This window comes from Fulvimarina pelagi HTCC2506 (assembly GCF_000153705.1).
GTDB lineage: Bacteria > Pseudomonadota > Alphaproteobacteria > Rhizobiales > Rhizobiaceae > Fulvimarina > Fulvimarina pelagi.
Genome location: NZ_DS022272.1, coordinates 1,881,158 through 1,895,461 on the forward strand (window position 1 = coordinate 1,881,158; position 14,304 = coordinate 1,895,461).

A 14,304-nucleotide genomic window follows, 5' to 3' on the forward strand; every position below is an offset into this window, starting at 1 on the left:
CGGTCCTCAATAATCCCCCGTCGCGACCAGCCCGTCGAGAAACTCCTGCGCTTCTTTCCGCGACTGCTTCAGCTTCTCTTCGTTCATCCGGTCGAGGGTCGCATAGGTGCGATTAAGGCGCGGATTGCCCTTCAGGCGATCTTTGTTGCGGGCGATGAAGTCCCAGTAGAGCACGTTGAAGGGGCACGCCCCCTCGCCGACCTTCGTGTTCGGTGAATAGGTGCAGTTGCCGCAATAGTCGCTCATCTTGTCGATGTAGTTCGACGAGGCGGCATAAGGCTTCGAGGCGAACAGCCCACCATCGGCATAGAGGATCATGCCGACGACGTTCGGCATCTCCACCCATTCGTAGGCGTCGTGATAGACGACAAGATACCACTCCTGCACCTCGCGCGGATCGAAGCCGCAGAGCAGGCAGAAATTGCCGATCACCATCAGTCGCTGGATATGATGGTTGTAGGCGCTCTCCCGCACTTCCTTGAACGACTGTTTCAGACAGTTGAGATCGGTCTCGCCGGTCCAGAAAAAATCCGGCAGCTTGCGCTGGGCGTTCAGCTTGTTGGAAGAGGCATAGTCCGGCATTTCTCTCCAATAAACGCCGCGGATAAACTCGCGCCAGCCGATGATCTGGCGAATGAAGCCCTCCACCGCGTTGATCGGCGCCTTCCCCTCCCGATAGGCATCCTCCGCCCGCTCGCAGACCTCGCGCGGGTCGAGCAGCCCGCAATTGATCAATGCCGAGAGATGGGAATGGAAGAGCAGCGGCGCCCCTTCGCGCATCGCGTCCTGATAGGTGCCGAAATCCGGAAGCGCCTCGTCCAGGAACCAGCGCAGATAATGCAGCGCCTGCCTCCGCGTGACCGGATAGTCGAAGTTTTCAAGCGATCCGAAATGATTGCCGAACCGCTTGCCGACGAGATCGAGCACAGCCTCCGTCGTCTCGTCCACGGTGTAGTTTGGCCGCTCCGGCGCGGTGATGCGCTTCTTCAGGGGCTCCCTGTTGTCGTGGTCGAAGTTCCACTTGCCTTCGGCGGGCTTGTTCCCGTCCATCAGGTAGGACGTATATTTCCGCATCTCACGGTAAAAGTATTCCTGCCGAAGTTCCTTATTGCCCTCAGCCCATTTGTCGAAGGTCTCGTGATCGCAGATGAAGCGGTCGTCGTTTCGGATCTCGACCGGGCAATCCAGCGTCTCGCGCCAATCCCTCATCATTTCGAGAACGCGCCACTCGCCAGGTTCTGTCACGACGACGCTGTCCGGTTGATGGCGCTTCACCGCCCGCTTCAGCTCTTCGGTGAACGAGCCGGTGTTCTCGGCGTCGTCGAGCGTGACGTAGTCCACCGTCACGTCGCGCTCGCGAATGTCGTCCGCGAAGTGCCGCATGGCCGAGAACAGGAAGGCGATCTTGCGCTGGTGGTGGCGCACGTAATTCGCTTCATCCGCCACCTCACACATCAAGACGACGTCGCCATCCTCGATGTCTTTCAGGGACGAGAGATCACGGCTCAGCTGATCGCCGAGAACGAAACGCAAGACCGCCATTCTATCAGCTCCGCATCACGCGGATTGCCGAACGCCCTCCGTCGACGCCGATCACCTGGCCGGTAATCCACGATCCGGAGTCGGTCAGCAGGAGCTCACCCATCGCAGCGATGTCATCCGGTTTTCCAAGGCGTGGGATCGCATGCATTTTCGCGACTGCGTCCGCCATCTTGTCGTTGCCAGCCACCGTCTGACCGAGTGGTGAGTCCACGAGCGACGGCGCGATAGCATTCACACGAATCTTCGGCGCATATTCCGTTGCGAGCGTGCGAACGAGACCGACGACCGCCCCCTTCGCCATTGCAATCGAGACATGGGCCGCAAAGCCTTGATCGACAGCCACCGTCGAGAAGAAGAGCGCGCTAGCCCCGTTCTCCGCATTCGTCAGCGCCGTTGCGGATGCCTGGAAGGCCTGGGCCGCGCCCAGGGCGTTCAGCCGGAAGTCGGTCAGAATGTCGTCTTTGGCCACTTTCGCAAAGGGCTTGAGGTTGATCGAGCCGACCGCATAGCAAAGTCCGTCCAGCTGGTTACCGGCCTCCTGCGCGCAGGCGTCGATCGAACCCTCCTCCATCACGTCGCATTGAATCGTCTTCGCCGACAGTGCCTCGCCGAGCGTCTTCAGTTCGTCCGTATTGCGGCCAGCAAGAACCAGGTCGTGTCCGGCCTTGGAAAGCCGGTGCGCGATGGCGGATCCGATACCGCCGTTGCCCCCGTAGATCAGATAACGTCCCATGAAGCCTGTCTTTCATCTTTTTTTGTCGGAGCGATGAGGATCGCGATTTCATTCCAGACAAACTGGGACGGAGCGGCGGCTGCGACAGCCCAGAGGGACAGCTTGAGGTGCGACCATTCGATACGCCGGGCGCCTGCGGTCGAGGTTCTTGACCTTTTAACCCTGCCGCAAGCCAACGCTCTTCCGCTAGACTTCGAAGACTTTCATTTACGCTTCGACAAGCATCTTGCGTTCAAGGTGGACGCTGATTGTCCTTGTTCTCGGCGTGCGCGCGGATCGCCGGAGCGCTGGCGCGGCCTTCGGATCCAGCCGGAGCCTACTCCATTCGACCAGGTCCGCCGGCAGAACCAGCGAGAGATGCCGTTCGATGAGCGTCCTGACTTCAATGCAGACCGACGCCGGATACGATCCAGATCGGATCGGCGTCCGTCTCGAACCTGATTTCGACTTCTCGTCGTCGGACTATGCCGCCCTCTTCTCGGCCTCGAACGCCACCGCCTTCCAGCACCCGCTCTGGTTGACTGAATTCTACGGCAAACTTGCGCCCGCGCGCGATGCGTCTCCGGTCGTCGTCACAGGGCGCGATGAGAGTGGTCGCCTCGTGTTTCTGATCCCGATGATCCTCAGGCGCATTCGCGGCTTCCGGCTTCTCGAGGCCCACGATCTCGGCGTCAGCGACTATTGCGCCCCCGTGATCCGGGCCGATGCGCGCCTGGCGCTCGCGGCGCAGCCCCACCTCACGCGGAACGTCGCCCACGCCCTTCCCGCTCACGACCTCCTGCGCATCCGCAACTGCCGCGCCGAGACCGTCGAGGACTGGCGGCTCTTCTTCACCGATCCTTTCCACGATCACGACTTTGCCGCCCACGCGGCCGAGCTTGGCACCGACTACGACAGCTGGCGCGCCGCCGCGCTGCCGGATACCTTCCGCAAGCAGCTCGACCGAAAGAAGCGCCGCTTCTTCAAGGCGGGCAAGGTGACGATCGAACGGCTCGCCGAGCCCGCCGCAATCCGTCAGGCCATCGCCGCCATTGCATCGTTGCGCGCCGGTCGCTTCGAAGGCGACATGATCCAGTGGCCGGCCGTCGCCGAATTCTACGCGGCCGTCGCGGTCGCCGGCAGCACCGACGGCGTTGCCCGCACGTATCGCATGAGCCTCGACGGCGAACCCGTCGCCTATGTCTTCGGGCTCTGCCACGCGGGTCGTTTCAACTATCTCCTGATCGGCGGCGACTACGAACGCTTCGGGCGCCATTCGCCCGGTCTCGTCTTCTACGACGAGCTGATCCGCGAATGGATCGCAGAGGGCGGCGCCGTCTTCGACTTCACCATCGGTGACGAGGCCTTCAAGGCCGATTTCGGAACGACACCCACACGCATGATGACGCTGGAGACACCGCGCAGCGGCCTCGGCCGCCTGGCGCTCGCAGCGCGCGGTGCCCGTCGACGCTTCAACGCATGGAAGACGACAACGAGCTGAACCCATAGCGGAGCGCCGCAACCAAAAGGCAGGAGACGACAGTGCCATGACGGAAAGGCCGGCATTCCTCGAAAACTCGGTGATCATCGGGGCTCATCCCGACGACGAGATGCTGTGGTTCGGATCGATCGTGAAGGACGTCGACGCGATCATCCTCGTCTATCGCGACTTCTGGGCCGATCCCGCCCGCGGCCCCGCCCGCGCCGAGGCGCTCGCCAACCATCCCCATAAGAACCTGATCAGCCTCGACCTTGCCGAAGCCGGCACCTACGGCTGCGCCGACTGGTCGAACCCGGCACTCAGCGAAAGGGGCATCGGATTTTCCGTCGTCGCCGATCTTCGGGAGGTCAAGCGTCAGGTCAAGCAGACCATCGACCGTCTTGCCCCTCTCGATCTCGTCTATGCGAGGTCGAGCATCCGCAATGCCTATGCGGAGAATTACGACAGCATTTACGCCGCCCTCAAGCAACGCCTCTCGTCGGAGATGAACGTCTTCACCCACAATCCGTGGGGCGAATACGGCCACGAGGATCACGTCCAGCTCTTCCGCGTCTTGGAAGCGCTCGAGGAGGAGATCGGCTTCACGCTCTGGATCTCGAACTACTGCACGGATCGCTCGCTGCCGCTGGCCATGCGCTATTTCGGCGCCGATCACGGCGGCTTTGTCCGCCTGCCCGTCGACAAGGCCCATTGCGATCTCATCGCCGATGTCTATCGCGAAGCCGGATGCTGGACCTGGTCGGAGGACTGGCGCTGGTTCGACGAGGAATGCTTCATCCGCGCTCCGAAACAGATGAGCGCACGGAGGACCTACGAGCATCTGATGCCGATGAACATCTTCTCGATCGAGGACCCCCGCAGCCGCTGGTCCTGGGGCAAGCTCGCCGCGACCGTCCCGCCGACCCTTCTCGGCGTCGGCTATGTCGTCGGCGAGTTCCTCTGACTTCCGCTCGCGCCTCAGACGCGACAGGTTCGCCGAAAGCAGCCGAAAGCGCGCCCCGTGTCCGGAGCGCGCTTTATTCCCGTGAATGCCGGTTCCGTCAGGACGTCGCGATCTTGCCGCCGCCCTGCTTCGTGATCGCCACCACCGAGGGACGCACCGGCATCTGATCGTCGAAGTCCGGCCAGCGGGTCGACGGGTCTTCGTAATAGGACGGACGGGCGAAGCCTTCCCACTCCTCGCCGCCATCGCCCGGATGCTGGACCGCGACGAAGAAGGTCGCAAGATCGGGCGTCGGATGCGGCCCGCACATCTCGGCGCCCACCGGCACGCGGTAGAAGAGCTTGGACGTGCCGCGGGCCTCGCCCTCGGTGTCCATCGCCCAAAGCCCGTCCGTGCGGCCGGTGGCGTCCATCGAATTGCCGTCGGTCGAGACCCAGAGGCGGCCGTCGGCGTCGACGGCGCAGTTGTCGGGCATGCCGAACCAGCCGTTCTCGGTCGTCGCCGTCGAGAAGGTCGCGCCCACATCGGCGATCGAGGGATCGCCGCACTGGACGAGGATTTCCCAAGTGCCGGTGGTCGCCGCGAAGTCGCCTTCGGCCTCCGAGATCTCGACGATATGCCCGAACGCGTTGTCGACGCGCGGATTGGCGGCATTCGCCTCTTCGCGCTTGGTATTGTTCGTCAGCATCACGTAGACCCGGCCATTGATCTCGTTCGGCTGGATGTCCTCCGGCCGGTCCATCGGCGTGGCGCCGAGGAGATCGGCGGCCTTGCGCGTCTCGATCAGGACGTCCGCCTGGCTCTCGAACCCGTTTTCGGCCGTCAGCGGGCCCTCGCCATGGGTCAGCGGCATCCACTCCACTTGGCCGCCCTCGTCGAACTTCGCGACGTAGAGCGTGCCCTCGTCGAGAAGATCCCTGTTCGCGGTCCGGTCGTCGGCGTTGTAGGTGCCGGCCGTCACGAACTTGTAGACGTAGTCGAAGCGCTCGTCGTCCCCGAGATAGAAGACCACGCGGCCGTCAGGTGCGACGATCGATTCGGCGCCCTCGTGCTTGAATCGGCCGAGCGCCGTGCGCTTCTTTGGCACCGAGTTCGGATCGTCGACGTCGACTTCCACGATCCAGCCGAAGCGGTTCGGCTCGTTCGGCTCTTTGGAGAGGTCGAAGCGGTCGTGGAAATTGCCCCACTCGTAGGAGCCGTCCGGCACGCCGTAGCGCTCGTAGTTCTCGGCCTCGCGATGGCCCTCTGGAAGCGCGCCGATGAAATAGCCGTGAAAGTTTTCCTCGGCCATGATGTAGGTACCCCAGGGCGTCACGCCCCCGGCACAGTTGTTCAGCGTGCCGAACACTTTCGTGCCCGACGCATCGTCACTCGTCTTCAGCCGCTCGCTGCCGGCGGCCGGGCCGGTCAGTTCCATCTCGGTCGTCGCAGTGATGCGGCGGTTCTTGGCGCCGTCGCGCACCACCTGCCACTTTCCGCCCTCTTTCCGGATCTCGACGACCGTGCCGCCATGGGCCGCCATTTCGATGTCGACGCGTTTCTGGTCGGCCGGCGCGACGACGAGTTCGGCCGGCTCCGGCGGCGTCAGGGCGGCCTCCGTCGAGGTCTGCTCGCTCGCCTCAGCGGTCTCGTCGTCCGTGGCGACCTCGGCCGCACCCGCCTGCGCGCCGCCTTCGACCGTCACGATACCCGGGAACATCAAATGCTCGTTGGTGTATTCGTGGTTGACGACGAGCAGACCGTGCTCGGACGAGCCGTCGATCGGAATGTAGCCCACGAAATCGTTGTTGTAGCCGAACTGCCTTTCCTGGGCCTCCGGCGTCTGGTTCGTCGGGTCGAAGTCCGGCGAATCGGCGAACAGCGGATCGCCCCAGCGCAGAAGAACGTCGGCATCGTAACCTTCGGCCACATGGTGGTCGGCGTCGACGCCGGCCATCACCTCCTTGAAGTCGAAGGCCGTCGCTCCGCCCCCCGCCTGGGCCTCGTCGGCCGCCATCAGCGCGATCGGAGAAACGGTCGCGGCAATCGCCGTCGCCGCCATCGAACCCCGCAGAAAGGACCTGCGGGAGAACCGCCGGGCGATAATCTCGCCCATGGTCGGGTTGGACGTTGGGTTGAGGCCCGGCCCATCGGCCTCCTCCAGCTGGCTCGTCTTGAAGACTGCCTTGGGCGTCACATGCTCGTTCATCGGGGCAATTCCCTGCTGGTCCAAGAAAATGTCGGCACGGCGCGACCTGCCTGTGTCGGCGCATGCGGATCGTCTCGCATGGCGGATCGGCGGCCCGGCCTGGTTGGAACCGTTATAAACTTCCCATGACAGGTGCATGACGCCTCTTGCAGTCATTCATCACGCACTTATGGACTGCGCCGACATCGTTCCGGCGACCCTCCGCTCCTTCGTCGCCTCGGCCTCCGCACTTCTCTATCGTCACCCCGGCCTCGCCGCTTGTTCCTCGTCACCCCGGCCTCCGAGCCGGGGTCCATTCCTCTGCACGCTCGGCATGTTCGGTGGTCCCAGCGCAACCTTATCGAGGAGGATGGGCCACAGGAATGGATTCCGGCTCGGAGGCCGGAATGACGAGAATTTGGGAAGGTGCCGGAATGACGAGAATCTAGAGCAAGTCGCGATCAGGAGTTCGGCATCACCCCCTACCACCCCATCCCGCGATAGAGTTCGTACCATTCCGGATTGATCGACTCGATCAGATCGATCTTCCACTGCCGCCGCCAGTTCTTGATCGCCTTCTCCCGGCAGATCGCGTCGTGAATATCGAAGTGCTCCTCGTACCACACGAGGCGGGTGCACCCATACCGGCTGGTGAACCCCAGCGTCAGGCCTTCCTTGTGCTTATAGACCCGGTTCGCGAGATCAGAGGTCACGCCGGTATAGAGCGTTCCACCCTTCTTGTTCGTTGTGATGTAGACATACCCGGTCATGCGCCATGGTTGTGCGATGCACTAAGAAAGAGCAAGACAAGAGTCTCCCCTCCACTCGCCACCTTCTTCATCTACCGCCGCCCCTCCTCCTTCGTCACCCCGGCCTCCGAGCCGGGGTCCATTCCTCTCCCCTTTCGTCACATTCGGTGGTGCCACCGCCACCCTCATCAGGGATGAACGGCCTCGGGAATGCGCGCCATCACGAGAGGCCGCCGCGCCTCACCGCACCACGAAATACTTCCCGTCCCCCTCCCGCGCCGCGCCCAGAGACGCAAGCAGCGACAGCACCCTCGCCACCCGCGCCTTCCGGTTCGCCGTGTTCCGCCCGTCGAAGGCGGACGCGACGTCCTCGGGCGCGGCCGGCGCCGGGGCCTTGCCCAGCATGTCGCGGATGAGGCGGATCTGGTCGTCGCCGGTGGTGGGCCATTTCGGGCGGCCGGCGCTGGCGGCGATGGGAACGGCGATGTCGAGATCGGCCTGTTCGTCCTCGGCAGGTTTCGGGGCTTTCGCGCCGAGCTTGGGGATCTGGTAGTCCGGCCGCAGCCAGCGCACATGGCCCTTGGCTTCCTCGGCCTGCCGCTCGACATTAAGCGCGACGAGGCGGGCGAGGAGTTCCTCCTCGGCGGCCTCCTGATCCTCCGATTTGAGGGAAGACGGCAGGGTCGCGCCGGGCCGCCCGACGATGCGTGTTCCCAGATCCTCCCAGCCATAGGCTTCGAAGGCGAGACGGTCGATCTCGTCGTGCATGTCCTTCAACACGGAGACGAGCCCCGCCTCGTGGATGTCGCGCTCCTTTTCTTTAATCGCTGATAAATCTTTTACTATGGCTGAGCTGTGGAGCTTCGATCCTCGTAATCTCAGCGGTCACGATTGATGGGGCGGCCGTAATCTGTCGACTTATTCTCTAAATAGTCCGGCGTCACAGAAGGCTCCGACCATCGGTTATCTTTGTGTTTTAAGATTGATTTTGTTGCCTTCTCGAATAAGGTACCGAGGCGCTCGGTGTTTATCATATCCGTTGCCATCGATCTATACATTCGGCCGAAATGTCTGTTTCTATAGTTGGCAAACAGCGACCCAAGACTTTTATTGAAACTGACGGTTGGCCCTGCAAAGCCAACGGCCAGACCCATGCCTGCGCTGCTTTTATCCACGGAATTTGTTTTCTCTAGCAAAGCTTTCAAAGCTTCATTCAAACCTTTGTATATCGAATTGATTTCTGTATATTTTTCTAGACCCTCGAGATGCTGAAGGTTGCTGAGAATGTTCCTACAATTGACAAATTCCGAGCGTTCTCGTTGCTCATATGCTGCATCGATAGCTTCAGCAGGACTTTCACATATTGAGAGAAAGTACGAGGTCATGAAAGGCAATCGTAGAGCGAATTGCGACATCCCTGACGGTTTAAGAATGCTTGACACGCAGTCGCTGGCGCTATCATTGAGATTACTAATCAAGCCTCGTATATCGGCGCCATCTCCGGCCAGCATAACGCCTTCGCAAAACGTATCACGCAATGGCGATAGGCGTGCGATACCACCTAGATGTCGAGCGCATTCGTTGTAGAAAAAAGAGCGCTCTGCGCACCAGCCAAATCCAAATATTACTTTTTCTAGAGTGTCTCTGTGGCCCATACCTTTGAAATTTGGATTATTTTTTGATATTTCGTGTATCAAACTCTTCACGTCGCCAACTTCTGAGCCGTCGAGAAGAATTTTTGGCGCGGTGATCGCCCTGCCAGATCGATCTGCATCCGCGTTTTCATTGCCGAAAGATGCAGATACGCCGCTTTCGTAGTTAATATTATTGCGATCTCTCACTAAGTAGCTCAGAGTGAGATACTCACTAGAGGTAAATACATCCCATCGAACCTGGGGATGGACTTTGAGTGCCTCAAAGAAATATACGGCATCCCCAACTGGCTTAGCGTCTTTAATATCAAATATTAAGCTTTCAGCGTACTTACTAGCCTCTTTTGATATATCATCGTAGGGAACGTCATATTTAGAAATCATATTGATATAAGGAAAAGATTTATGTCTTGAATCTCGGTGATAGCCTATGTAATCATCAATTGCGTGGATCTTCTCGCTAAAGACAATAGAATTCAACAGTCTTTCAAGGCAGCAAATATCGTTTTCAGCATTTGCTGTATTTAGAGTTTTAGAATGTCCTAATAATCGCTGCACGCCGCTCAATGTAGCGTTATCAATAATTACATCACTTCTGTCCATGTTATTGATTCCTGTCAAAAATTGAATAGTGCATCTGATCAGTGATTTTTCCTAGCCGCGCTTTCCAGACGGCTTCGGCATAACCGTCGCCGAGTTCGGCCCTTAAATCCTTGCCGCCGATGAAGGGCGGATTGCCGACGACGAACTCCGCCTCCGGCCATTCGGCGGGTTTCGGGTTTATGTAGGTCAACACCTCCACCACCGCCTCGCCGCCCGGCACCTCCTCGCCGGTGACCGGATGGCGCTTCATGGTGACGCCGTCCCAGCGGGTGAGCGGCTTGCCGCTGGCGTCGCGGGCGATCTCCGTGCCGTCATAGGCGAGGATCGCATCCTGCTGGCGGATCGTGCCATAGGCGTGCAGCACCGGCTCGGTGATCGCCGACAGCCCGTTCGTCTTCAGCTGCCATTTGATGAAGCCGATCCACAGGACGAGATCGGCGATGGCGACGGCGCGGGGGTTGATTTCGGGGCCGTAGAACTGACGCGGGCCCACCGTCTCGCCTTCCATGGCAAAGCGCGGGGCGTCCTCGCCCAGCTCGTCCAGCGCCTCCAGCACCTCGCCTTCCAGCCGCTTCATCAGCTCCAGCGCCACATAGAGGAAGTTGCCGGTACCGCAGGCGGGATCGAGCACGCGGGTGGTGCAGAGGGTGTGGTGGAACGCCTTCACCTTGGCGATCGCGGCCGCGTCCTTGTTCTGGTCGTGGAGGTCCTTCACCTCCGCCTTCACCTGGTCCCAGTCGTCGCGCAGGGGCTCGATGATGGTGGGGACGACGAGCCGCTCCACATAGGCGCGGGGCGTATAATGCGCGCCGAGCTTGGAACGTTCGCGCGAATTGAGCGCGCGTTCCAGCAGCGTGCCGAAGATGTCGGGCTCCACCTCGCGCCAGTCGCGATTGGCCGCGATGAAAAGCTCCGTGATGCCGTCGCCATCGAGCGGCAGGGCCTTGGCGGACTTGAAGAGCGAGCCGTTGAAGCGCTTCAGGCTCGCCATCATGCGCGGCTCGTAGCCGCCGGAATCCATCACGGTCCAGAGATGTTCGAGCGCGGGCACGAATTGCCGGGGTTTCTCGCGCAGCTCTTCGAGCAGGGTTTCGAAGGCGTGCTTGGGGATCAGCTCCACATCCTCGGCGAACATGGTGAAGAGGCAGCGCATGAGAAATTCGGCGACGTCCTTCGGATCGTGCTTGCCTTCGAGGCGCTTGGCGATGCGGGCGAGCCGCTCGGCGATGTCGCGGGTGACCTCGGCGCTCTTCTTCGCCGGATCGAGCGAGTGCGGATCGAGCCAGATGGCCGCGAGGCGCTGCTGAATGGCCTCGTCTCGCAGGTCGTCCATGGTGATGCGGTAGGAGCGGCGATCGGGGAAGTGGGCGTAGTTCTTGCCCTGGCCGGAGAAGTCCGCGAAGACCTCGATGACGTTGCCGACGTCGACCACGAGGATGAAGGGCGGGTAGCCGTGGGAGACCGGCAGGGAGCGGGCGTAGTTCTCCGCCTGCCGCCGGGCCTCCACCATCACCTCGTCCCAGCGCCGCCCGCCGCGCCTGGCATGCCCCGGTTTCATCTGCCCGGCGTCCTCTCCGAGGAGCGCGAGCTGTTCGGCGCTTTTCTTCCGGCTCTGGCGGTTGGCGCTCTGCTTGGCCTCGAGAATGGAAGAGCCGCGCCTGTAGCAATCGATCCGGCCGGGCGTCGACGAACCGTCCGGATGCTTGAAGTCCACCCGCCGCTCGAAGGCATAGTCGTTTCGCGCGTTCTCCTCCGTCGCGAAATCGGGCTGCGGCAGGCCGAGCGCATCGGTGAGGCGCATGACGAAAGGCTGCGCATTCGCCATCTCCGCCCCGCCCGATCGCGTGACCTCCGCGATGAGGCGATCGAGCTTTTCGGGATCGGCGGCGGGCAGAGACGTCATGCGGCGTGAATCAACCATGCGATGCGTTTTGATCGTTCTGCCATGGATATCGATGCTTGAGTAGGGTTGGGAGACGACAGACGACGACGCACCTCTGACGTCATTACGGTCTCGCCTGCGCCCGCATTACCAAGATGCTCCGCCCAAACCGTCCTCCGTCATTCTCGGGCTCCGTCCCGAGAATCCAGGCGAACTCGCGGCAAGCCCTCAAACGAAAAGAACGCGCCGGGGTCATCCCCGACGCGTTCGAAATCGTCAGCGAAGGAACGCCGCAGCTCAGGCCGCGTCGTCTTCCTTGCTCTTTTTGATCTCTTCGCCCGAATCCTGGTCGACGACCTTCATCGACAGGCGCACCTTGCCGCGCTCGTCGAAGCCCATGAGCTTGACCCAGACCTTGTCGCCTTCCTTGACGACGTCCGTCGTCTTGGCGACGCGGCCCTCGCCGAGCTGGGAGATGTGGACGAGGCCGTCGCGCGAGCCGAAGAAGTTGACGAACGCGCCGAACTCCACCGTCTTCACCACCGTGCCCTCGTAGACCTCGCCGACTTCAGGCTCGGCGACGATCGAGTGGATCCACTTCTTGGCGGCCTCGATCTCCTTGCCCGAGGAGGACGCGATCTTGATCACGCCGTCGTCGTCGATGTTGATCTTGGCGCCGGTCTTTTCCACGATCTCGCGGATCACCTTGCCGCCCGAGCCGATCACGTCGCGGATCTTGTCGGTCGGGATCTGCATCACCTCGATGCGCGGCGCGAACTCGCCGAGCTCGGAGCGGGCTTCGCCCAGCGCCTTGTTCATCTCGCCGAGGATGTGGACGCGGCCGCCCTTCGCCTGGTCGAGCGCCACCTTCATGATCTCTTCGGTGATGCCCTGGATCTTGATGTCCATCTGGAGCGAGGTGATGCCCTCCTCCGTGCCGGCCACCTTGAAGTCCATGTCGCCGAGATGGTCCTCGTCGCCGAGGATATCCGACAGCACCGCGAAGCGCTCGCCTTCCTTGATGAGGCCCATGGCGATGCCCGCCACCGGACGCTTCAGCGGAACGCCGGCATCCATGAAGGCCAGCGACGTGCCGCAGACCGTCGCCATTGACGACGAACCGTTCGACTCGGTGATCTCCGACACCGCGCGCAGCGTATACGGGAACTGCTCGGCCGCCGGCAGCATCGGACGGATCGCGCGCCAGGCGAGCTTGCCGTGGCCGATCTCGCGGCGTCCGGGCGAACCCATGCGGCCTGTCTCGCCCACCGAATAGGGCGGGAAGTTGTAATGGAGCAGGAAGCGCTCCTTGTACGTCCCCGTCAGCGCGTCGACGAACTGCTCGTCTTCACCTGTACCAAGAGTCGCCACCACCAGCGCCTGGGTCTCGCCTCTGGTGAACAGCGCCGAGCCGTGGGTGCGCGGCAGGATGCCGACCTCCGAGACGATCTTGCGCACCGTATCCAGCGAACGCCCATCAATACGGCTTTGCGTGTCGAGGATGTTCCAGCGCACGATCTTCGCCTGCAGGCTCTTGAAGACCGCGTTCACCTCTTCCTTGGTGAACTTCGGCTCGTCCTCGCCCTCGGGAAGGAAGTGCGCGACCACCTTCTCCTTGGCGGTGGCGACCGCGTTGGTGCGCTCCTGCTTGTCGGTGATCTTGTAGGCCGCGCGCAGGTCGTCCTCGGCGAGCTTCAGCATCTCACCTTCGAGCGCGGAATGGTCCGGCGCATTGTGCTCGCGCGGTTCCTTGGCGGCGACTTCCGCCAGCTTGATGATCGCGTCGATCACCGGCTGGAACGAGCGATGGCCTTCCATCACTGCGCCCAGCATCACGTCTTCGGAAAGCTCGTGCGCTTCCGATTCCACCATCAGGACGGCGTCCTTGGTGCCCGCGACCACCAGATCAAGAGCCGATTCCGGCATCTCGTCCACATTGGGGTTCACCTTGTACTCGCCGTTGATGTAGCCGACGCGCGCGCCGCCGATCGGGCCCATGAAGGGAACGCCCGAAAGCGTCAGCGCAGCCGAAGCCGCGACCATCGCGACGACGTCCGGATCGTTTTCCAGGTCATGCTGCAGAACCGTGAGCACAACCTGCGTGTCGTTCTTGTAGCCTTCGGCGAAGAGCGGGCGGATCGGCCGGTCGATGAGGCGCGAGGTCAGCGTCTCCTTCTCGCTCGGGCGTCCCTCGCGCTTGAAGAACCCGCCGGGGATCTTGCCCGCCGCGAAGGTCTTTTCCTGGTAGTTGACGGTCAGCGGAAAGAAGTCGAAGCCCGCCTTGGGCTGCTTTTCGGAGACGACCGTCGCCATCACCACGGTCTCGCCATAGGTCGCGAGCACCGCGCCGTCGGCCTGCCGGGCGATCTTGCCGGTTTCGAGGGTCAGCCGGCGGCCGGCCCAGTCGATCTCCACCTTGTGGGAATTGAACATGTCATTGCCTTTGTTCTGTCAGGCGATCCGGGGGAGGTTTTCTCCCCTTCACCTTCGGCGCCGCCTGGTTCTCTCACCAGGTTCCAATTCGGCGCTTCACATCGGAACGGATCGCACATC

At 61.8% G+C, this 14,304-nt stretch carries 10 protein-coding genes; 2 read left to right on the top strand and 8 right to left on the bottom strand.

Features of this window, described 5'->3' with window-relative positions; genetic code table 11:
* Window positions 1–6: 6 nt before the first annotated feature.
* Window positions 7–1,542, bottom strand: coding sequence for a cryptochrome/photolyase family protein (locus FP2506_RS08775; protein ID WP_007067094.1), 1,536 nt, complete (start codon window positions 1,540–1,542; stop codon window positions 7–9).
* 4 nt (window positions 1,543–1,546) lie between these two features.
* Entirely contained in the window at window positions 1,547–2,275 is a 729-nt protein-coding gene (locus FP2506_RS08780; RefSeq protein WP_007067095.1) for an SDR family NAD(P)-dependent oxidoreductase, read from the bottom strand.
* A gap of 367 nt (window positions 2,276–2,642) precedes the next feature.
* Here FP2506_RS08780 and FP2506_RS08785 point away from each other — a divergent pair, with 367 nt between their 5' ends.
* Both FP2506_RS08785 and FP2506_RS08790 read left to right on the top strand, forming a co-directional pair.
* Window positions 2,643–3,755 (top strand): GNAT family N-acetyltransferase, encoded by a 1,113-nt coding sequence (locus tag FP2506_RS08785; protein ID WP_040489042.1) that lies wholly within the window; start codon window positions 2,643–2,645, stop codon window positions 3,753–3,755.
* 46 nt (window positions 3,756–3,801) lie between these two features.
* A complete protein-coding gene (locus FP2506_RS08790; RefSeq protein ID WP_007067097.1) occupies window positions 3,802–4,698 on the top strand; it encodes a hypothetical protein in 897 nt (298 codons plus the stop codon).
* Window positions 4,699–4,795: 97 nt separating this feature from the next.
* On the opposite strand, the gene FP2506_RS08795 is transcribed toward FP2506_RS08790, so the two are convergent.
* From FP2506_RS08795 to pnp, 6 genes are all read right to left on the bottom strand, one after another.
* The gene (locus FP2506_RS08795; protein ID WP_040489624.1) at window positions 4,796–6,886 is read right to left on the bottom strand and encodes a PhoX family protein; all 2,091 of its coding nucleotides are present in this window, start codon (window positions 6,884–6,886) and stop codon (window positions 4,796–4,798) included.
* A gap of 461 nt (window positions 6,887–7,347) precedes the next feature.
* Window positions 7,348–7,635 carry a GIY-YIG nuclease family protein gene (locus FP2506_RS08800; RefSeq protein ID WP_007067099.1) on the bottom strand — a complete coding sequence of 96 codons (288 nt, stop codon included), beginning with the start codon at window positions 7,633–7,635 and terminating at the stop codon, window positions 7,348–7,350.
* 219 nt (window positions 7,636–7,854) lie between these two features.
* A complete protein-coding gene (locus FP2506_RS08805; protein WP_148227518.1) occupies window positions 7,855–8,394 on the bottom strand; it encodes a hypothetical protein in 540 nt (179 codons plus the stop codon).
* Between the two features lie 98 nt (window positions 8,395–8,492).
* Window positions 8,493–9,869: a hypothetical protein gene (locus FP2506_RS18715; RefSeq protein WP_040489043.1), complete on the bottom strand. Its 1,377-nt coding sequence runs from the start codon at window positions 9,867–9,869 to the stop codon at window positions 8,493–8,495.
* A 1-nt stretch (window position 9,870) separates the two neighbouring features.
* Window positions 9,871–11,790: a type IIL restriction-modification enzyme MmeI gene (locus FP2506_RS08815; RefSeq protein WP_007067102.1), complete on the bottom strand. Its 1,920-nt coding sequence runs from the start codon at window positions 11,788–11,790 to the stop codon at window positions 9,871–9,873.
* A 258-nt stretch (window positions 11,791–12,048) separates the two neighbouring features.
* Window positions 12,049–14,184: a polyribonucleotide nucleotidyltransferase gene (gene pnp / locus FP2506_RS08820; protein ID WP_007067103.1), complete on the bottom strand. Its 2,136-nt coding sequence runs from the start codon at window positions 14,182–14,184 to the stop codon at window positions 12,049–12,051.
* Window positions 14,185–14,304 lie beyond the last annotated feature (120 nt).